The organism is Paenibacillus sp. SAFN-054, from assembly GCF_051966755.1.
Taxonomy (GTDB): Bacteria; Bacillota; Bacilli; order Paenibacillales; family Paenibacillaceae; genus Paenibacillus_AQ.
This window is the reverse complement of sequence record NZ_JBQCKS010000003.1, coordinates 85,482-105,374: the sequence shown is the minus strand read 5'-3', so window position 1 is coordinate 105,374 and position 19,893 is coordinate 85,482. Positions and strand designations below refer to the sequence as shown.

Annotated in this window: 19 protein-coding genes and 3 pseudogenes; 4 read left to right on the top strand and 18 right to left on the bottom strand. The window is 46.5% G+C overall.

The window, feature by feature from the left end; translation table 11 throughout:
- Position 1: 1 nt before the first annotated feature.
- A complete protein-coding gene (locus ACTHPM_RS16335) occupies positions 2 to 1,054 on the bottom strand; it encodes a WD40/YVTN/BNR-like repeat-containing protein (RefSeq protein WP_440396725.1) in 1,053 nt (350 codons plus the stop codon).
- A 152-nt stretch (positions 1,055 to 1,206) separates the two neighbouring features.
- On the opposite strand from ACTHPM_RS16335, the gene ACTHPM_RS16330 reads away from it, so the two are divergent.
- Positions 1,207 to 1,671 (top strand): MarR family winged helix-turn-helix transcriptional regulator, encoded by a 465-nt coding sequence (locus ACTHPM_RS16330; protein ID WP_440396726.1) that lies wholly within the window; start codon positions 1,207 to 1,209, stop codon positions 1,669 to 1,671.
- A gap of 149 nt (positions 1,672 to 1,820) precedes the next feature.
- On the opposite strand, the gene ACTHPM_RS16325 is transcribed toward ACTHPM_RS16330, so the two are convergent.
- The 3 genes from ACTHPM_RS16325 to ACTHPM_RS16315 form a co-directional block, all read right to left on the bottom strand.
- Complete coding sequence (locus ACTHPM_RS16325) at positions 1,821 to 2,717, bottom strand: LysR family transcriptional regulator (protein ID WP_440396727.1); 897 nt, start codon at positions 2,715 to 2,717, stop codon at positions 1,821 to 1,823.
- 93 nt (positions 2,718 to 2,810) lie between these two features.
- Positions 2,811 to 3,764 carry a DMT family transporter gene (locus tag ACTHPM_RS16320; RefSeq protein WP_440396728.1) on the bottom strand — a complete coding sequence of 318 codons (954 nt, stop codon included), beginning with the start codon at positions 3,762 to 3,764 and terminating at the stop codon, positions 2,811 to 2,813.
- 444 nt (positions 3,765 to 4,208) lie between these two features.
- Positions 4,209 to 4,613: a VOC family protein gene (locus ACTHPM_RS16315; RefSeq protein ID WP_440396729.1), complete on the bottom strand. Its 405-nt coding sequence runs from the start codon at positions 4,611 to 4,613 to the stop codon at positions 4,209 to 4,211.
- Between the two features lie 263 nt (positions 4,614 to 4,876).
- Between ACTHPM_RS16315 and ACTHPM_RS16310 the strand changes: the two genes are divergently transcribed.
- Positions 4,877 to 5,545 (top strand): hypothetical protein, encoded by a 669-nt coding sequence (locus tag ACTHPM_RS16310; protein WP_440396730.1) that lies wholly within the window; start codon positions 4,877 to 4,879, stop codon positions 5,543 to 5,545.
- A 114-nt stretch (positions 5,546 to 5,659) separates the two neighbouring features.
- Here the strand turns inward: ACTHPM_RS16310 and ACTHPM_RS16305 are convergent, their stop codons facing one another.
- A complete protein-coding gene (locus ACTHPM_RS16305) occupies positions 5,660 to 6,361 on the bottom strand; it encodes a DUF4386 domain-containing protein (protein ID WP_440396731.1) in 702 nt (233 codons plus the stop codon).
- 76 nt (positions 6,362 to 6,437) lie between these two features.
- Between ACTHPM_RS16305 and ACTHPM_RS16300 the strand changes: the two genes are divergently transcribed.
- On the top strand, positions 6,438 to 7,307 hold the full coding sequence (locus tag ACTHPM_RS16300) for a helix-turn-helix transcriptional regulator (RefSeq protein ID WP_440396732.1): 870 nt from the start codon (positions 6,438 to 6,440) through the stop codon (positions 7,305 to 7,307).
- A 212-nt stretch (positions 7,308 to 7,519) separates the two neighbouring features.
- On the opposite strand, the gene ACTHPM_RS16295 is transcribed toward ACTHPM_RS16300, so the two are convergent.
- From ACTHPM_RS16295 to ACTHPM_RS16245, 11 genes and pseudogenes are all read right to left on the bottom strand, one after another.
- Positions 7,520 to 8,149 carry a type 1 glutamine amidotransferase family protein gene (locus ACTHPM_RS16295; protein WP_440396733.1) on the bottom strand — a complete coding sequence of 210 codons (630 nt, stop codon included), beginning with the start codon at positions 8,147 to 8,149 and terminating at the stop codon, positions 7,520 to 7,522.
- Between the two features lie 106 nt (positions 8,150 to 8,255).
- Positions 8,256 to 9,221 (bottom strand): helix-turn-helix transcriptional regulator, encoded by a 966-nt coding sequence (locus ACTHPM_RS16290; RefSeq protein ID WP_440396820.1) that lies wholly within the window; start codon positions 9,219 to 9,221, stop codon positions 8,256 to 8,258.
- A gap of 246 nt (positions 9,222 to 9,467) precedes the next feature.
- The gene (locus ACTHPM_RS16285; protein WP_440396734.1) at positions 9,468 to 11,216 is read right to left on the bottom strand and encodes an ABC-F family ATP-binding cassette domain-containing protein; all 1,749 of its coding nucleotides are present in this window, start codon (positions 11,214 to 11,216) and stop codon (positions 9,468 to 9,470) included.
- Between the two features lie 493 nt (positions 11,217 to 11,709).
- Positions 11,710 to 12,906: an MFS transporter gene (locus ACTHPM_RS16280; RefSeq protein WP_440396735.1), complete on the bottom strand. Its 1,197-nt coding sequence runs from the start codon at positions 12,904 to 12,906 to the stop codon at positions 11,710 to 11,712.
- 127 nt (positions 12,907 to 13,033) lie between these two features.
- Positions 13,034 to 14,101, bottom strand: a complete 1,068-nt coding sequence (locus ACTHPM_RS16275; RefSeq protein ID WP_440396736.1) for an LLM class flavin-dependent oxidoreductase — start codon at positions 14,099 to 14,101, stop codon at positions 13,034 to 13,036.
- 91 nt (positions 14,102 to 14,192) lie between these two features.
- Positions 14,193 to 14,474, bottom strand: a complete 282-nt coding sequence (locus ACTHPM_RS16270; protein WP_113057782.1) for an ArsR/SmtB family transcription factor — start codon at positions 14,472 to 14,474, stop codon at positions 14,193 to 14,195.
- 429 nt (positions 14,475 to 14,903) lie between these two features.
- Positions 14,904 to 15,383 carry a hypothetical protein gene (locus ACTHPM_RS16265; RefSeq protein ID WP_440396737.1) on the bottom strand — a complete coding sequence of 160 codons (480 nt, stop codon included), beginning with the start codon at positions 15,381 to 15,383 and terminating at the stop codon, positions 14,904 to 14,906.
- A 266-nt stretch (positions 15,384 to 15,649) separates the two neighbouring features.
- Entirely contained in the window at positions 15,650 to 16,066 is a 417-nt protein-coding gene (locus tag ACTHPM_RS16260) for a DoxX family protein (protein ID WP_440396821.1), read from the bottom strand.
- Positions 16,067 to 16,235: 169 nt separating this feature from the next.
- Positions 16,236 to 16,703: a phage tail protein gene (locus tag ACTHPM_RS16255; RefSeq protein WP_440396738.1), complete on the bottom strand. Its 468-nt coding sequence runs from the start codon at positions 16,701 to 16,703 to the stop codon at positions 16,236 to 16,238.
- 26 nt (positions 16,704 to 16,729) lie between these two features.
- A pseudogene (locus ACTHPM_RS16250) lies at positions 16,730 to 16,925 on the bottom strand (hypothetical protein).
- A gap of 111 nt (positions 16,926 to 17,036) precedes the next feature.
- Positions 17,037 to 17,142: pseudogene (locus ACTHPM_RS16245) on the bottom strand (transcriptional regulator); the annotation flags it as partial.
- Positions 17,143 to 17,223: 81 nt separating this feature from the next.
- On the opposite strand from ACTHPM_RS16245, the pseudogene ACTHPM_RS16240 reads away from it, so the two are divergent.
- A pseudogene (locus ACTHPM_RS16240) lies at positions 17,224 to 17,666 on the top strand (helix-turn-helix transcriptional regulator); the annotation flags it as partial.
- Positions 17,667 to 17,704: 38 nt separating this feature from the next.
- Here ACTHPM_RS16240 and ACTHPM_RS16235 read toward each other — a convergent pair.
- Together ACTHPM_RS16235 and nadB are read right to left on the bottom strand one after the other, a co-directional pair.
- Complete coding sequence (locus tag ACTHPM_RS16235; protein WP_440421605.1) at positions 17,705 to 18,022, bottom strand: NIPSNAP family protein; 318 nt, start codon at positions 18,020 to 18,022, stop codon at positions 17,705 to 17,707.
- Positions 18,023 to 18,223: 201 nt separating this feature from the next.
- Positions 18,224 to 19,834 carry an L-aspartate oxidase gene (gene nadB / locus ACTHPM_RS16230; RefSeq protein WP_440396822.1) on the bottom strand — a complete coding sequence of 537 codons (1,611 nt, stop codon included), beginning with the start codon at positions 19,832 to 19,834 and terminating at the stop codon, positions 18,224 to 18,226.
- Positions 19,835 to 19,893 lie beyond the last annotated feature (59 nt).

Here is a 19,893-nt window from a genome sequence, read left to right as displayed (position 1 = left end):
TTCATTCTCCCCTCCAATCGATAACCAACAATGCGCTGCGATGTCTCCTTTGAGGCGAATGTTGCAAATGCCCCTCGTTCCAATCCACAGGTAATGCGGTCCAGGTCTTTCCGCAATCCGAAGACCTAAACAACCCCCGATTATTGAGTGCATAAAAAGTGCCGGGATCACACGGGTCCTCTGCTATATTTGAAATCATGGTCCCTTTCGCCACGGGCAAGCCCTGCTCAACCCTTTTCCACGGCTGGTCCTTTTCTTTACGATAAATATAAGATTCGGCAGCGGAAGGGTCCAGAGCATTTCTTGCAGCAGCAGAGGCGGAAACAAGCATCATATCCGGGTCATCTTTACTAACAACCATGCTAAACATATATCGATGTTCTAATCCATCGCTAAAGGGCAGCCAGGTCTCACCTCCATCGTAACTCATTAACACACTCCTTCCTGGCTGATCTACACCGTCGCTGCACGCAGCGTAGATACGATTGGGTGCTTTGGGATGCGTCAATAGGGTATGAGCGTCCAAAGGATTTCCCTCTTTTGTATCCAGCCAGTGCTCACCCCCATTTTTAATTGTTGCTCCTGCTTCGATAGAAGCGTATAGATGTCCATTGGACGGGTCCTCCGCAATCATGCGAACACTATGGGTTTGGGGGTTTGGAGGAAACGACCAGTTCGAATAAGAAGGTAATGCTTTGATTTCTTCCCATTCCGTCCAGGTTTGGCCGCCATCAGTGGAATAAAATATGGCGCTTCGATCCGTTCCCACATAGACCCTTCCATGACTTCCATCTTGTCTGATCGGGCTAACGAAGACCGAAGTGAAGATCGTTTCCGGGATGTCTTCTCCAATCCTTCTCCAATGGTCCCCCCCGTCATCGCTCATCCATAGACCATAACCATCGGTTCCACAGTAAAGGCGGTTTGCCATAAAAGGATCCACTGCGATACATACAGGATTTAAAACCAGTGGGTGCGTCTTTGCCTCATACTTCGTTGTTAACTCATCCACAACGATGAATTCCTCTGACATGCATACAAAAAATCGCCTCATCTCGTTCTCTCCTTTCCGAGAGGTTTTGTTGTCATCGTTTTCTGGTTAGGATAAACTACAGATACAGATCTTCGTTATATTGATTATGGTCAGTATCTCTATTTAGATATTGATTATGATCAGTAAATTATAAATAGTCAAGGAGATTATGTATGAGCAGTTCAAATTTCCCTTTTCCGGCAAATTCGGCCTCCGCTGCCTTTGTGCTGCAGACCCTGATTAAGACCACACACCAAGTGCATCGTGATTTCGAAAGACTGTTATCGACCTTGGGATTACCCTCCTACTTAACGGGACCACGTTTGCGCGTCCTTCTGGATGTTTCTCAATTTGGGAGCATTCGGATGAGTGATTTGGCCAAAAACCTGGGCGTGGAAGCTCGGGTCATGACCCAGTATGTAGATACGTTGGAAGGACAAAATCTGCTTGTGCGGATGACGGATCCCAATGACCGCCGGGCAACACTGGTGAAATTGACGGATAAAGCCTCTCCAATCATCGACGAAGCACGACTTATCATGGAACAAGCTGCAGAACAAATATTTGAAGGAATTCCGATGGACTCACGTCAGCAGCTGATCCAACATCTTCATCAGCTTACTCAAAACAGGCAATAATGTGAGGCTCTGTAATTCCTTACTTCACACGTTCATCATTGTGCGCCACTCCCGCAACATGAGGCTGCGGAAAGCTGCTTTTTGATATTTGAACATAAATAAACCGCCCGGGTGTAGGGCGGTTTATTTTATCTATCGGATCCGTTCGTTCAATCGTCGTTTGATTCCTTTGTAACTGTTGTTCCAAATAATGCTTGCGCAGTCTCCATAAATAAACGTACGGCTTTGGAAGAATCCTCATAATACGGAACAGCGATATGAATATCGCGGTATCCTGGCGGATGAAGTGCCCGTGTTACTACACCATCCGGTAGATCCGTTAATGAGAGTTCTGACATGATCGCGGTACCTAATCCTTCCTGGATCATATTCAGCGCTGTTTTGTAATGATTAATTACATATTTAATCGAAGGTTTATTGCCTGTTTGTTCAAACCATTCGAAAACAGGCGGTTCATAGCCGGCCTTACAAATAATCATCGGTCGATCGAGTAAATCTGTTGCTCGAATCTCTTTTTTGGAAGCTAATGGGTTATCGTCCCTGAACACAGCATACATCGGCTCGCGGTATAACGGAAAGACCGTGTACTTAGGGTCACCAGCAATGATAAGCCCTACATCAATCTGCCGAGAGTCCAGCCCATCTTTGATTTGCGCGTTAGTCCCTTCCATGATCGAAAATTGAATGTTCGGATGGATTTTAGCGATATGGGCAATGATTTTGGGCAGAAAAGATGCCGCCGCAACAGGAATGGCACCAATTCGGACGGTCCCGACTTCCAGGCCCTTTTCCCGGGCGATCTCTTGGTCAATCTTTTCGTAGCCCTGCAAAATCTCTCTGAATATGCGTACGGTACGTTCCCCGACATCCGTTAAGAGGACCCCCTGGCGGCGGTTCCTCGTCAGCAGCTTTACGCCGAGTTCGGCTTCAAGAGTTGCCACCGCCCGGCTGACAGCCGGTTGTGTCATATTGAGTTCTTGTCCCGCGCGAGTAAAGCTTTTGGTATCCGATATTTTTAAGATCAATTCGATTAGCGTTCTATTCATACCAGGTATGCTATGCTCCTTAACATCATCATATCTGAAAATTGAGATTATTGTATCATGAGTCAGGGCTATATCCAAAGAACCGTTCCCGCTTTAGGCTATCGTTTTCCTTGTTTCATTTTTAAAGCATGCGGCTTGCTGACTGCCTAACTGCTTCGTTCCGGCTTTTCGCGGTCGAACCCTCAAGTTAGCTGACAGCAGCATACCCGCAATAACGATCACACCGCCAACAATCTGGGAGGCCTGTAATGCCTGACCTGTAATGACAGACAGGATAGCTGTGAAAATTGGCATCAGATTCATCGTGATACTGGCTTTGCTCGGTCCAAGCACCTTAACCCCCTGGTTCCAGAACAGGAATGAACCGATAGAGGGAAACAGACCCAAATAAATGACTCCAGTAATACCGATTGCAGTGATATGCCCGGTTTGCAAGGGTTGAATAAATAACAGTGGAATCAAACAAATGACGCCGATCAAGGCTGTAAATGCTACAAATGTAATCGGTGGAAGATGCTGCGCTCTTTTATTGATAATGGAGTAGATGGCCCATAAGACTACAGCTATGAGCATAAGGCCATCTCCTTGGTTATATTGCGTGCTGAGCACATCCAGAAGATGTCCCTTTGTTAATACCGTTAGTACTCCCAGAAGAGATAATAGCAGCCCCACTCCCTGCCGCACCGAAACCTTGTCCTTCAGGAACAGCAGAGACAACAGGGTCATCACCGCCGGTGTCAAGCTGTTAATCAGACTGCCGTTGGTAGATGAGGTATGCTGGAGCGCAGTATAGGTAAGCAGCGTGTAGAACACCACTCCTACGAGTGAAATGAATAATAAAAGGCCCCAGTTATTTCTCCACACTTTAAGCCAATTCGGCTTCTCCACCAGCTGAGCCATCGGAATTAATACTACAGCTGCAATCGCCCAACGCAGGAAGGAAGCCCAGACCGGAGGAAAATCGGCCGTAACCGATTTGCCGAAGATTAAATTCCCTGCCCAGAACAGATTAGCCAATACCAGAAAAAGCCATGCTTTAGCTTTCATAACCTAACACCTCTTCCACTCTACTCTAGGTCTTTCTCTCGTTCCTAAAGTAATGGTACATCAATCCTTAACATAAATAAAATGAATGAAAGTAATATAGGTGATATCAAAAATGGTATGAATAGCTCTCGCAACTATCGCAACTCAATTCTATACCCACTCATTGAAATGATCTGTTACAAATCGAATCTCGCTCTGATAGTGCGCCAAGTGTCACTTCAGCAGCACCATTTCTCAACGTATCGCACATTGTAGCCAATCGTTGAATAATCCACTTACACAATTCATTAGGGACGGGAATTCCGTATGATTCTAAAAACAAATGAATTCGTCGACGTCGCTCTGCAGCATGTAAATCTGATTGATACGGTTCACCGTTTCATCTATAGAACGAAAGCTAGGGGCACCCGATTCGGGTGCCCCAAATACAATCCATTAATTAAATCAGTTGTGACTGGGATTAACTGCAAAGAGGGAATGAATGTTGCCTTCTGGATCTGCAAAGAAGCCTGTAGTGTGTCCCCAGGACATCACCTTAGGCTCTGCTATTCCTATAGCCCCTTTGGAAACAAAATCAGCATACATTGCGTACACAATCTCAGGAGAATCACATTCGAAGTTAAGCTCAAAGGCTTGCCCTTTACGCTCTTCTCCAAAAGAATGGTGGCCGTTTGTATTATCCGCCATTAATGGTGCCGAGAATATAGCCAGACGAACCCCATTATTCTCAAATTCCGTGTAATTATCTTCTTCAATCATAACCTTAAACCCCAGGACATCACGATAAAAGCTAGTTAATCTCGAAACATCCAGCGCTAATACAGTGATTCCTTCTAATTTTACTCTCACGCCCCAACTTCCCTTCTATGTTAATTAATAGAATTATATAATGCCTGGGAGGAATTGCCACTAGAAGTTATATATCTATCCCGTTCCTTACATGTATTCCATTGAGTTATTTCATAACGAAAGGCTTCAGGCGTTTTTTTGTTATACCTGTAAGATTATAATAGGATATATGTGGGAACTGAAGGATTGGAGACAAATGAACATTGCTGCGTAGCTATACCTTTTTAGATTAAACGAAATAAGAATGATGGAGATGAAACGATATGAAAGATGATCCAACTGGCAAGGATATTTTTCGGGAATGTTGTTCCAGGATTGCCGCGGCCTGCGCGCCATACGGTTTCAAATACAATAAATCCAGAAGAAAGATGATTAAACCACTCGGTCCCTTTACAGCGGAGATACATTTTTTAAGTCACTCTTCCAATATAGCCGGCCTTTATTTGGAGTTTAATACCAATTGCCGAATCCTAAATACGCACAGCGAAAAAGTATACTGGGAAATCAGCTTGAGCAGCTTCCGGCACAAAGGCAAGGTATGGAATTTGGCCAAGGAAGCCACCCGGGAGCGGGAACTGGCAGAAATCATCACATTGATTCAAAATAAGGTCGTTCCTTTGATGGACAAGTATGAGACTAATCTTGACGAGATCCTTGAGGAAGTCATCCAGACTGGATGGTTTTTGCCGGAGGCGAATCCAACAAGGGAATTCTATATTCTTGACGTTCTAGACCTGGTAGTTGATTTCGGCTCACCTGAACAAATACGTGAATGCGCGCATCTATACATCCTCCACTTATCGGAGGAAATGCAGAAAACCTTCGAGAACGATTATAATGCATATCAACGGGATGGACAGGCTGCAAGCACAATAGCATTTCGTAAATTAATCCCTTTTATGATCGAGCGCAACATTTCACTACCACTATAAAATGAAAGGATTCCGGCTAGCGTATCTAAGGGATCGCTGCTTAATAACGGTTGCAGCTTTAATGATTCTAAACGAATAGGGAGCGCCCTCACAATACGAGGGCGCTCGCGAGAATCAAGCAGCAGGTGCTCTCATTTTTTGCAGGTTATCCCGATGAAATCCCTTCACAATTAACCAGACTGCCAGGGTCATCTCGTATACGCCTACAGGCAGTGCGACCAGTCCTTTTACTGCCGAATAAGGTCCAATCACTCCGAACATTTGTAATAAACCAGCCACCAAAACCATAACTGCTGTGAGCATTCCGAAAATCGCTAACGGTTTAGGCACATAGCCTGTTCGATAGAGCAAATAACTATACAGACTTGTATTGATGCCTAACATGAAATTGGGACCCAACATCGCCGTCCAGCGATAAATATCCTGCAGCAATAACCCTATAGGCTCAAGACTCGCTGCATTGGCTAAGCTGGCCGTACTATGATACGTACTAAGCCGTAACAAGCCTAATATACTTAGGATTCCGATGGCAATAAAAACAGCCTCCATAAACCGCAAACATAAGTATCCCAATGCAAGGTGCTCATTCCAGAGCCGAACGTAAGGAAATAGCATGACTGAAGTACCCACAGCCGTAACCACAAGCAGAAGATCATTGAATACACCGATTAAGACCTTTGTCTCCGATCCATTTGCCACGGCCATCTGCCATTGCTCTGACAAGACAGGTCCATACAAAACCACCGCTATGATGGACGACAATGCAGCTATAATATAAAAAATCCCCAGTATTCTGGCATTCGTTTTGTCTCGCATTTTTCCTCCTGAGAAATCATTTTTTGCCGATGCCCGTATGGTATACTTGGTACAAATGTATATCGAAGGAGTTATTATGAACCATAACGAAGTCATCGAACGTGCTTTGATCCATATCGAGGACCATTTACAACATTCCTTAACCGTGGAATCGGTAGCCAATGCCTTCAATATGTCTAAATATTATTTTCATCGGCTGTTCTCTGCTATGATGGGCTGTACGTTAAGCCAATACATCCTCTCCAGAAGATTGAATGCATCCTTAACCTTGATTCGTGATAACAACAAGTCTCTGACCGACATTGCCTATCAGCTGAACTTCGGTACGCAAGCCTCTTTCACTCGCGCTTTCAAACGGCAATACGGTGCAGCTCCAAGTTCTGTAAAATCAGGAATCACAACCATCTCCCCGGTCCCCATACCTACAGTAGTGAATAGGCCCATTAAGAACATTAACGGCGATATCGTCGCGGATTTCACCCTGACTGAATTCGAGGAGACCCGAATCAGCGGAATCGCTTTTGAAGTGGATTTAGCCAATGATGATTATAAGAAGAAGATTCGCGCACATTCCGAAATGCTGCTAAGCCAAATGGATGAAACCATAAATGGCCCCTGCTACGTCATTTATTCAAACTGTCAACCTGATTCAACCAAATTTAAGGTTCTATTCGGGGTCCCAAGCCGTATTGAGATCGATGAGCCTTATTATTTTACGGTCGATGTGCCGCAAATTTTTTGTGCAAGGTTCAACTATTGTGGCGATCTCCTTGACATTGGGGATGTACTGAAAAGCGACTATGCTCGTTTTTTAAAGATCTCCAGGCAGGAAACGGCAGAAACCGATATTGAACTCATTCAAGTTTTTGAGGACGTCCACAATTCGGATTCGGCCTATCATATCTATGCACCTGTCAAAAAACTCCCTGCGGATTCTCATCTTTAGTGCAGTGGCTCCAATATCATTTTCTCTACTCCTTTCTTTTCTTGAAAAGAAGATAACATACCGGGTTTAAGATCTACTTTCCACATCTTGCTGTAATTTAGGGACAAAAAAATGCACCTCTCTCGAGATGCATAATCTAACTGTTCAGCCTATTTATGATAGGTCCTTCCCGTTGGTACCCAAAAATGATACTGAGTTGTTAAACATATGACCTATGATTGCGTTGCATTCATGAGTTCATAGAAATACTTGGATTCATGGGTTTTATACAGACTATACCATGCATCTAAAGCTTCAGGAGAAAATACATCCAATGCCCTCAAAATATGTACAGAAAATTCTAATGGAGCTATACCCGATGCGGTGATCAAATTTCCATCCGTTACTACAGGCTCCGTTCTAAAATACTTTTCACCTGTATACGTGGGACAGATCATTTTGAGATATTCCAGATCATTGCTTGTATGCGGGCGTAAATTCAGCAATCCTGTCTGGGCAAGTCGTATCGTAGCACCACAAATCGCCGCAACCAATACACCTTCTTCTAAACACTTTTCAACAACTCTAATGATTGGTCGGTGAAGAGTTTCTGACCATGTATCTCCACCTGGTAAAATCAATGTATCCGTGTTTTCGAAGCTGCACTCTTCCAGCGTAATGTCAGGGAGTATTCTCAATCCACCCATTGTCGTTACGGGAGTCATATCATTGCCCACCGTAACTATTTTTAATGGAGCCAGCCCTTTTTTAAAATATCTCCCCGAGTTCAGTTCCGCAGTTAAGTAACCAATTTCCCAGTCCGCCATGGTGTCAAATACATAGAGATATACTGTATTTTTCATTTCTAATTTCCCCTCGTTTTACAATTTATCAAGTGATACCAACCAGCGGTAATCCGTGATTATCCTCATCATAAAACAGCTTCCCTGACATCTGCAGTCAGTGAAGCTATTGTTGTTTATAATATTCCGTTAACTCCGACGCAGTAGCAACAAGCCTTTCCTTCAAGCTCTGCGGTTCGATGACTTGAATCGATTTCCCGTAAGGTAGAAGGAAATTCGGAACATAGTGATGAATAAATTCTTCCTCAAGCCAAAAAATGGCTCGATGTAATGTCCGCTCTTTCAGATAATGACCCAAAAACCAATGCTGACATAGATCATCCAATGCATCTGGCCTGCCTTCGATCTTGAAAGAAATGATACTGTCCTTGCCATCTACATCAGGCAACAGGTTTCGCATAAAAAATGCTCGGGGTGAAAAATCCTCGGGACGCTGAAATTTGTTTATCGTATGCTTGATTTCCAAAATTCGCTCTGCTCGAAAGGAACGGACCTCATTCCTTAAGTGACAAAATGCAACCACATACCATCTATTGTTCCAGTAAACCAACCCATAGGGATCTATCATCCTTTTCTTGGGTTGTTCGTCACGGTTTGTGCGATAATGAATTTCGACAGAGAATTCAATATCTATAGCTTGTTCCAGTTCCACCAATACGGGCTGAATAGAAGAGGATCGTTTCTGATTTATAACTTCAAATCCTTCTAAATGGCGATTAAGTATACTTTCTTGCGCCTGATTTGAGTACATTTTTAACTTTGCTGTTGCACTGCCTAATGCTTCGCTCAAAGGGTACCCCGCTTCTTTTGCAAAAACCGCCGCATGAAGGAGTGCCTTTTTCTCTTCCATATCAAATAGCAGAGGTGCTCTGATAAACTGATTCAACAAGCTGTACCCGCCATGATGACCTGATTCAGATATGATTGGCACTCCACTGGCACATAGTGCATCAATATACCGGTATACCGTCCTAATATTGATCTCCAACTTTTCGGAAATCTGTTGTGCAGTCATTTTAGCACCAGAATTGAGCAACCATAGAATCGCCAACATATTATCGTTTTTGGGCATAACCTTCTCAACTTTCAACTCTATTTTATGCACGGCTTGCGGCAAATCCACCTTGCACGCTTATTACATTATATAAGAATTTGGCGAGCCTTAGCCGTAATGTCGATAAAAAAACGAAGCTGGGCGATGGAACAAGTAACAATCCGAGCAAGCGATCGTAAGAAAAAGAGAGGAGCTTCGCTTGAAGCGGAGTTCCTCTCTTCGAATATTCGACTGTTTCCGAAACGTCTAAGCCTGTGGCGCATGCTAGAGCGCAGACAGCTGCTTGATCAATCCTTCCAGCTCGTCGAGCAATCCTTTTGCAGTTTCAAAATCCGTATCCTTCAAAGCCGATTCGATTTGCATTTCGACCGACTTTTTCTTTTGCTCAGTCTCTAAGTAGTCTTTATCGAAATGACTGGCGTAGATCATCTGTCTGAATTTTCGCATACTCATTTTTCGAATGGTCTTATGATCAACGATCAGCACATAATCCATCCCGTTAACGACGGAATAGAAATCGTGCGAAACCATAACGATCGCACCTTTATAGTCGATGATGGCTTTTTCCAGCGCAATCTGTGTATAGATATCCAAATGGCTCGTCGGTTCGTCAAGCAGCAGCAGGTTGGCTTGACTGGCCGCGACTTTAGCCAATTGGAGCATGTTTTTTTCTCCGCCGGACAACGATTCTATCTTCTGCTCAAGGATCTCTCCTTCGAAGCCATAGTTCACCAGATACGCTCTGACCTCGTCATAAGTCTTGAATCCGGCGTCGATGAATTCATGCAGGATCGTATTTGAATCTTGCAGCGTTTCGCCTTGAAGCTGAGATAAGTAAGCTACTTTCGCATCCCTATGGACTTCAATCGACTCCTGATTGTTTAGGAAGATGTCCCGCAGCAAAGTCGTTTTCCCAGTACCGTTCGGACCGATGATAGCGACTTTATCCGTGGATTTGATCTCGAAGTTTACGTTTTGGAGCAGCAGCTCGTCGAAGGCCGCGCTATAATGATCGACTTTTACAACTACAGCATCTTCCATTTCATGCTCGATCCCAAAGCTGATATCCGGCTGCTTGATCTCGACGAACGGTGCTTTGATTCTGCGCGCTTCCAGTCTTTCTTGGAATTTCACTCTGGCTTTTAACGCTCGGCCTCTGGATGCTTCAGAATTATAAGTCGCGATCGCTCTGAGGTTGTCGATGATGTGATCGTATCGCTCGATCTCTTCTGCTTCAGCGACGGCGATCTCCTGCAGCTCAATTTTGGTCTGAAGCAGCGAGAAATGATATTCGATATAGCTTCCGTCAAACTCTTGAATTTCCGTATTTTCCAGGTGAATGATTTTATCGAAGCAATGATTTAGAAGATAGCGGTTGTGCGTAACGACCAGCAGCATGCCTTTGTGGGAGTTGATCAATTTTTTGAGCGCGTTCAGGTTTTCGAAGTCTAAAAATACATCTGGTTCGTCCATGATCATGAGGTCCGGATTCGTCAGCATTTCCTTCATGACTTGAATGAGTTTGAATTCCCCGCCGCTTAAGGAGGTTACGCTAACGTCTTTTAACTTCGCGAGATTGGCCAGATTCAGCTTCTTATGGATGCGGCTCTCGAAATCGTCCCCGCCCATCGATTCCAACGCGTCCAGAGCGAGTTGATATTCCTCCATCAGCGAATCCATATCCGATGTCGTCGCCATTTCGGCATAAATCACGCCCAGCTTCTCTTGGATCTTGGTAAATTCCTCACTAATATATTCAAAAACGGTCTTTTCTTTCGCCGGGTCCACCTGCGAGAACTGACTGACGTACCCAATTCGGCAGTTCGGATCGATCGCAAGCTTGCCGTCGAACAAATGCTTTTCCGGGTCCATCAGGATCTCGATCAGGGTGCTTTTCCCGCTGCCGCTTGTTCCGATAAAGGCGCAGTGCTGCCCTTCTTCGAGTGTGAACGAAATGTCGGTATACAGTTCTTTTTGCGGGAACGAGAAGGATAGGTGTTCAACTTTGATCATCGTGTTACCTTTCTTGGTAGCTGAAATGGGGTTTATTAGAGGTACTGCAGAATATGAATACGGAGTCTGCTGCACCTCAGATTAACACTGTTTACTGCCAAATTCAATGCTTAGACCAAGACCCGTTTACGGGGATATTCGCTCAGCGCTTGCGCTCCAAAAGTTCGGTATTCCATATAAGCAGTTGCCGTAGGATTAGCGGGGGAAATGTATTGGTTATTGATATTAAAAGTAAAAAACTGCATTCGGCTTTAAAGCCGGAGTGCAGTTGGCAAAGTTGGATGAAAAGCTCAACGGGGCGCGGATGTAATCAATCATGCACAACATGCACAGAAGGCCACCGAAGAAATCGGCGGCCAGATCTGTCTATGATTCAAAGGGAAGCGAGTGATGGGATGCGGGAGAAGCAAACTCATGCTTCCGAAGCGAAAGCACCTTCACCACTACCTCCTTCTGCTGATATCATTTGTTCAACTTCATAGAAGCTTGGTTTTCAAACTTTCGCTTTGTCGGTTACGCTCTGTTTCGTTCCACCGCCTGCAGATCGGCGACGCATGGATAAAGAAATGATAGCCGGGATGAGTCCAATGGCGACGCCAACTCCGCCAAACCAACCAACTGCTGCAAGAGAGATGTTTTCTACAATGATACCCCCAATTACAGCCCCTACGGCCATTCCCAACTGCACGATAGAATTGTTCAAACTCAGGACGATCCCCGAAGCCTGAGGAGCCATGCCGATTAAATAAACCTGTTGAACCGGCCCCATCGACCAAGCGAAAAAGGACCATAACATAAGCAAAGGCAACACGAACATGGACGAGTGGGAGAACGCAGTCAGTAACAATAATATTCCGGAGTGAAGGAGCAGGCTCCCAACCATCGTACGGGGGATACCCCATTTATCTGCACCGTAGCCGCCAACTTGGGAGCCTATGAGACTGGCCAGCCCAAACGCAAACAACCCGACGTTTATCATCCCTTCGCTCATCCCCGTAATGTCCAGAAGAAACGGCGTTATATAGGTGTACAGCATCGTATAGCCCAATATCCAGAAAAAACTGATGGAAAGCGCGACAGCGATTCGGGGGCTTTTTAATAAGGCGAGCTGTTCCCGAATAGGAACGGGAGCCTCTCCTTCCGATTTCGGAATCGTAAGCAAAAGGACCACCATCGCGACCAAGCTTAGGGCCCCGACTCCCGTAAAGATGATTTTCCAATCATGTGAGCCCGCAATGATCCTCCCAAGCGGGACCCCTAGAATAAGTGCGAGGTTAAAGCCCACTAAAACCGTGGCGATAGCGCTGCCCTGTTTTCCAGGATGAGACATTTTGGCGGCAACCGTCATGGCGACGACCATAAATACCCCCGTGCTGATCGCCAAAATAATTCTTGCTCCGAGCAGCATGCCGTAGCCTGTAGTTGTGACCGTGATCAAATTCCCAACGAAAAATAATCCCAAAGACGATAGCATAAGCTTTCTTCGATCCATTTTTGCCGTGAGTGCAATAAGAATCGGGGTACCAATGGCATAAGCAAGCGAGTAGACCGTAATCAACTGCCCGGCCGCTACTACCGACACTCCAATATCACTTGCGAGCATATCCAAAATGCCAGTAATCACAAACTCCGAAGTTCCGACTAAAAAGCTGACAATAGCCAGAATATAAATTTTCCACGAATTCCCCATCTATTTCTCCTCTTTTCATTTCAACAGATCTAAATCTATAGAAGTTATATTTAAAAAAATGCTCCATTCGCCGACTTCACTTCTCGGCTCAATCAAGCCTCTTCGTTCCAAGCGTTCGTACTCTGATTTATACATTATGGGCAGACGTCTGACGGGCGAGCTCCTTACGGACCAGCGGCGCTACCTTGGTGCCGAGGAGCTCAATCGTCCGCAGCAAATCACGATGCGGCAACGAACTGAAATCGATGTACAGCATGAAACGAGTCAAGCCAAGGTTCTTGTGCAGCAGCACGATCTTCTCTGCGACATATTCGGGATCTCCGACATAAAGTGCGCCGTGAAGGCTGCGGGCTGAATCGTACGAGTCACGCGTATAACGAGGCCAACCTCTTTCCCGGCCAATCCGGTTCATTTGGTCGGCCATGACAGCATAATACCGTTCGGACGCCTCTTGTCTCGTATCCGAAATAAAGCCGTGCGAATGCGTAGCAATTTGCAGCTTGTTCGGATCGTGGCCGGCTTTCGCGGCGGCTTCTTTATAAAGCTCCACCAAGGGTGCGAATCTCTGCGGCTCTCCGCCCAGGATAGAGAAGACAATCGGAAGTCCCAGCAAACCGGCCCGAACAGCCGATTCCGGGTTGCCGCCCGTACCGATCCAGACAGGCAAAGGCTCCTGCTGTGCACGAGGATAGATTCCCATATTATCAATCGCCGGGCGATGACCGCCGCGCCAGGTCACTTTTTCGGATGCACGAATCTTTAACAGCAGTTCCAGTTTCTCTTCATACAATTCCTCGTAATGTTTCAGATCATAGCCGAATAGCGGGAACGATTCGATAAAAGAACCCCGTCCGGCCATGATCTCCGCTCGCCCGTTCGACAGACCGTCCAGCGTTGCAAAGTCCTGATATACCCGCACCGGATCGTCCGAAGATAGCACCGTCACTGCGCTCGAGAGCCGGATCCTCTTCGTTGCAGCAGCAGCGGCAGCCAGGATGACGGCTGGCGAAGAGCTTGTATATTCGTTGCGATGATGCTCGCCGATGGCATAGACGTCAAGACCGACTTGATCTGCTAATTGCATCTCTTCGATCGCCTGGCGCAGCCTCTCAGCATGCGAAACACCGCCATTTCCGGGATTTGCATGGAGAAAGGTGCTCATTCCAATCTCCATCGTATTCGTTTGACTGCTCATAGTCATTCTCTCCTTCTCAATAAAACTACATTTAAGTATAAGCCTTATCACTTCTATTGTTCTAGATATATAGAAGTGACTTTCAAAAAAATTACGCCAACAAAAAGGGCGCAAATTTTTCTGCTATTTCTCGATTAACGTTATAGTGAATAAACGATCCATTCTTGCGAGAATCAATCAAGCCAGAGTCCGTCAATTGCTTCAAATGATGCGATAGCGTCGAGCCTGCAACCGATTCAAGCCTTTCACCGACAGCGGTGAAGCATAAATTGCTCTCTTTCGCGAGTAGTAAAGCGATTTTCAGCCGGGTTGGTTCCCCCAAAGCTTTATATACTTTAACCGCTTGCCCGATATCTTCTTGGTTTTCTCCCATTATGATCACCTCCCCGAACCTCTTCCGCAGTTCTATAACTATCGAAGTCAATATTAGCACCACCCCGTTCAAAAGTAAAGGGTAAAGATTTTGCGCCCCGATCAAGAATGTCGGCCATGATGCCGTTGGAATGGAACCAGCCCAGCCTGCATAAAAAAGTACATAAACGGATGATAATACGTATCCATTGCCTGGAATGTCCCCCTAAATGGTTGCTCTACCAGCTTTCTCGCTTGCAACGGCAAGAGTACAAGGAGTGGCTTCGGCAACACCTCAATTTTTCGCCGTCACTTGTGGTATGGTTCTCCGTATCACTTATTACGCAAATTAAAGGACGCCTGTTCTGGCGCCCTTTAATTTATTCTTGAATAATTCCAGCGATCCCCAAATCAATCAAATGAGAAGCCTTCTTTGCCACCAAAAGCTGTATTAGCCTTCGACTTTTTTTACACGAAGCCACATTTCGCCGTAGAATTCACCGTTTTCGGCTGCTTTGACGAATGTTGAGTTACCTGGACCAACGTATTTGTAGTCTGTGATTTCTTGCATCATGCCGCCGAAAACTTTACCTGTGATTTCGTCAGCAAGGCGGTCCTTGTCAGCGCCTGTGCCTGGCACAGCAAGGTAGTCGCCAGCGAGGAAATCGAGGACGACAGCGCCTTCCACGTCGAACTCGCCCATCACGCCGAAGCCGCGCCAAGCCTTGCTGTCTATGATGTAGTTGATTTGATATTCTTGCCCGTCAGCGAGCGCGAGTAGCTCAGCAAGCTTGCCGTTTTCGGTGATTTCAGCTTTTTTCGCTGCCGTTTTTGCTGCATTACCTGCCCAGTCGTTGAAGTCTTCAAAAGAAACACCGAATGCAGTCATTTTGTAGTTTTCCGAGATGGTTTTGATTGAGTAGTTAGACATTTTATTCTCTCCTTGTGGTTTTATTTTGTACAAGATTGATTCTATAATGCTGAATGTATCAAAAAATGATACTATTTATTGCCTTTAAAATCGCCAGACTTTTCAATACATCTATAGAGGAAACTCTTTAATCTCACAACTCGCCCTTGTGGTCGGGTCGTGCTCTTTGGATTTGGTGGGCTACTTCATCACCTTCTCCCCGCTTGTATGGTTGGTTTAAAGTAGCCTATTTTACAAGATAGACAATTAATCATTTCATTCCCTCTTTAAAGTTTGCGGCCCTTCGGACGTAGCGACCACGAGACGACAGCTAGGATTGCAAGACCAAGAGTACTCCAAATATGGTACCCATAAGCCCCGTAGTCCCCCACGAATGCATGTGATGCAGCTGCGCCCGTCATTCCAAAGAATATTCCTGCATACGCCCATTCCTTAAGCCGCGGAAAGCGCGGCACGAGGATGGCAATCGTCCCAAGTACTTTCCAAATCCCGAGAATGGTCAGAAAGTACACTGGGTACTCTACGATCTCCACTGTATCGAGCGTTCCCCATTGATGGGTTAGTTCCCCAATTCCACCGCTTCCCTCAACGAATGCAAGCAGCGCAGTTGTTATCCAATAGGCGACAACTTTTCCCCGGGGATAGGTTTCTTCTTTTGAGTTTGTTACCGCATCGACTATCATGCTCACTTGTTTCCTCCTCAAAGTCTAATTAGACACCATATACTCTCTTGTCAACAGTTTTCTTGCAATCATTTCGTATTTCGAATGCTTCTTATCGTTCATGTGGGCCGCAAGTTTTATTATTTAATTTTGCTTGCCGCAAGGTAATTGTCTCATTGGCTTGACTGCTTCAATATTCCCCTTTAATGACGAAGAACGAACCTCGAATGGTCCCCGCCAGTTTGGACTTCTGTCTCGCGAATTTGAATTTCTTCTCATCCAGCTCTTTGGGTACTTCCATCCCCTCGGATAGCTTAAACCCTACGGCCCGCTTCTTAGGATCATCCACCGTATACAGGACGTTGACCGCTAGACCGTCCTCATAAAAGACGAAGGCCCATTTGATATTTTCTACTTGAAAACGCGATGTTTCCAGCGGTTGGGCCGCAAACTCAATACCACGTTCTTCTTTCAAAACTCGTTTCACATAATCAAGCGTTTCCTGGCTTTCAGCGGCTGGTACGATCGTAAATTCGTGCTTGTATTTGTTCATGAAGTAACGGGCTTCATTCGCACGCAAACCAGCTAGCGCTTCTGCTACCGGTGAAGATTCCAGACCCACCGCAGACACATTTTTAAAATCAACGATAGTTGACATTCCCTCATTCCTCCTACTGATCTCGTTTACTTCATCACAACCGGAATCCACATTTTTCCATATACAAGGCTGTCCCGCTGCCCCATCTCAACCGTTGCATTGGGCCCGCCAACATAGGCGTTTCTTATTCATGCCTGCATAATCCGTGTAATCGCTCTTCAGCTCCGTTCCAATACCAAGAACGATAAAGCCTTCTTTTTCCTCAAAGGTATACGTTGCCATGATTCCCGCTCTTTTTTTGAATGAATTGTTCATTCACTTTAACCCCTAATGATAGCATATTTGGGAGAAAAAGTATACTGAAGTCACGAATAGGCTGGCGTTATTTCTACTTCATTTCCTTGTTCATGCCGGCATAGTCCGTGTAATCGCTCTTCAGTTCCATTCCAACGCCTACAACGATGAAGCCGTCTTTCTCCTCAAGGGTATGTGCTGCCATCATCCAGCTCCTTTTTTTGATTGATCAAATCATTTGTTTTTTACTTGATAGGTTTATAATAACAATAAATCATGTCAAAATATGATACTGTTTAGAGGGCCCGATGAAAAAATAGAACGGATTAACACCATTTACCATTTCGGAAAAATCATGAATGAGTTTAACATCTCCCGTTCGACGGCGATTCGAGACATCAGGGAAATTGAAGCGATGGGAATGCCACTAGTCGCCGAAGTCGGCAGGGACGGGGATTACTTTGTGATGAAAAACTCCGTCCTGCCCACTATCCGCTTTACCGACAATGAGATTAAAGCTCTTTATATCGCCTTCTTGGTCACGCGTAATCTGCAGCTCACTTATCTCAAGAGCCGCCCCTCTTTAGCGAAAAATTGCTCGGCCTCATCTCTAAAAACCAGCAAGATGATCCTGTTCTGTTAAATCAAATCTTGCTCTTCGAAGGTACCAACCCCCACAATCCTGACCTGCTTGATCTATCAGATCTGCCCCATCCTATGTTAGAACAAACTCATCTCAAATATATCCACTGCTAGGGCAAGCGACGTTAACGCATAAAAAATTCGGCCCGTTTCATAAATATTTCCTCTATCTTCGCTATGATCGGACCGCTTTCCTCGGACTTGCGCTGCACCTCGACCCATTCCGGATCTTGCACAAACGTGCCCCACTTCAGCTGCCGATCTTCCATATTCTTGTATTCCACCACGTAATACAGCTTCGGTTGCCCAGTCTGATCGATCCAGAAATCGGCTACTTTTATATCCAGCCGCTCGAAAATACCGAGCGTGTGCCGCTCGAATCGCTGCTGAATCGCATCCATTCTCCCTTCATGAATCGTATAAATGCGCAGCTCGTATAACATGTACATTCCCTCGCTTCCGTAATAATCGTATGGTTTGATCGCTGAAACCGTCTTTTCCGCAAGCTAAAAGATATTCTACATTTCGCCTGTAGCGAAAGATGCTCCATTCCCGTCTACAACTTCAAACTTTCCTTTTATGACATTAGGGCCGCCGCGGCTCAAACCTGCGGCGTATCCGTTTTACGGTTCAGCTCCAGCCGCTTAAATGCTCTCCTCCAACTGTCCCTCGTGCGTTAACCGAAAGACGATGTGGCGTATCCAGCGGTCGTCGTCACGCTGCGGGTAATCGATCCGATAATGTCCGCCGCGGCTCTCTTCGCGTCGCAGAGCGGCTTGCGTAGTTAGCAACGCGCAAGTAAGCAAATTGGCAAATTCATATTCTTCCTGCTTCGTTAATACCCCGTCAAAGAACGCGACTTGCCGCTTTAGCTCGTCCAATCCGCGTCGAAGCCCCTTCGCATCGCGCCTTATACCGGCTTCGCGCAGCATGATTTTCTGCAGCTTCAGCCGCTTTTCCACAATCGATTGCCACGGCGGCTCTTGCCGGTGCGTCGCCGCGCAGAGCTGCCGCACCCCGTGGCCCAGCAGCGGCAGCTCTGCGATCCGCTCGATAATGCGGCGGCCGAACACAATCGCCTCCGACAGCGAATTGCTGCCCAGCCGATTCCCCCCGTGCACGCCAGTCGACGACACTTCGCCGCAGGCGAACAACCGTTTCACCGCTGTCTCCCCATGCAGATCCGTCTTGACGCCGCCCATCATGTAGTGCGCCGCCGGTGCAACCGGGATCCAGTCCGTGGACAGATCGAGCCCATATTTCAGACAGAAGTCGTAGATGGTTGGAAAGCGGCGCTTGACGAATTCTTCCGATTCATGCGTAATATCAATGTATACAAACGTCGACTTCGTTGCGTCCATCTCATCGAGAATAGCTCTCGCTACAACATCGCGCGGAGCCAGTTCAAGCTGCTCGTGATATCGGGCCATGAACCGCTCGCCCTTCATGTTGCGCAGGATCGCACCCTCGCCGCGCACCGCCTCGGATATCAGAAACCGCGGCGCACCCGGATAGCACAAGGCGGTCGGGTGGAACTGGACAAATTCGACGTCGCGAATTTCCGCACCGGCTCTGAGCGCGATCGCAATGCCGTCGCCCGTAGCAATGTCCGGATTCGTCGTATAGCGGAACAGTTGTCCTGCCCCTCCGGAGCAGAGAATCGTGGCGTCCGCCTCCACCACGACTCGTGTCCCATCCGGCTTCTGCACAAGCGCGCCGCGGCATTCGCCGTTCTCGGTTAACAGATCGATCACATAATGGTCATCCCACAGCTCGATGTTCGGGTCCTGCTTCGTCCGTTCCGACAGCGAGCGCACGATTTCCGCCCCCGTCGCATCCCCATGGGCATGCAGGATACGCCGATGGCTGTGTGCCCCTTCTTTCGTCAAGGCCAATTCGCCGTTCTCCTCGTCAAATACGGTCCCCATCCGAATCAGGTCGCGGACGCCGTCCGGCCCTTCGTGCACAAGCACGCTAACCGCTGCTTCGTCGCACAAACCCGCCCCGGCAACCAAAGTGTCTTGTCTATGAAACTCCGGCGAGTCTTCATCGGAGATGACCGCCGCGATGCCGCCTTGGGAGTATCGGGTATTGCTATCGAGCAGCGATTTTTTCGTAATCATTACCACCGACTTCGTCTCGCTCGCTTTAATCGCCGTAAACAAGCCGGCAATCCCCGCCCCAATGACGATCACATCCGTCCGGACGCGAGGGAGCTTCTGCACATCAAAATCAACCAAATATCGTGGGAACATCATTCTATTGATACTCCGCCGATTTGCCCTTCATCAATCCGATGCGTACCAATGGCATG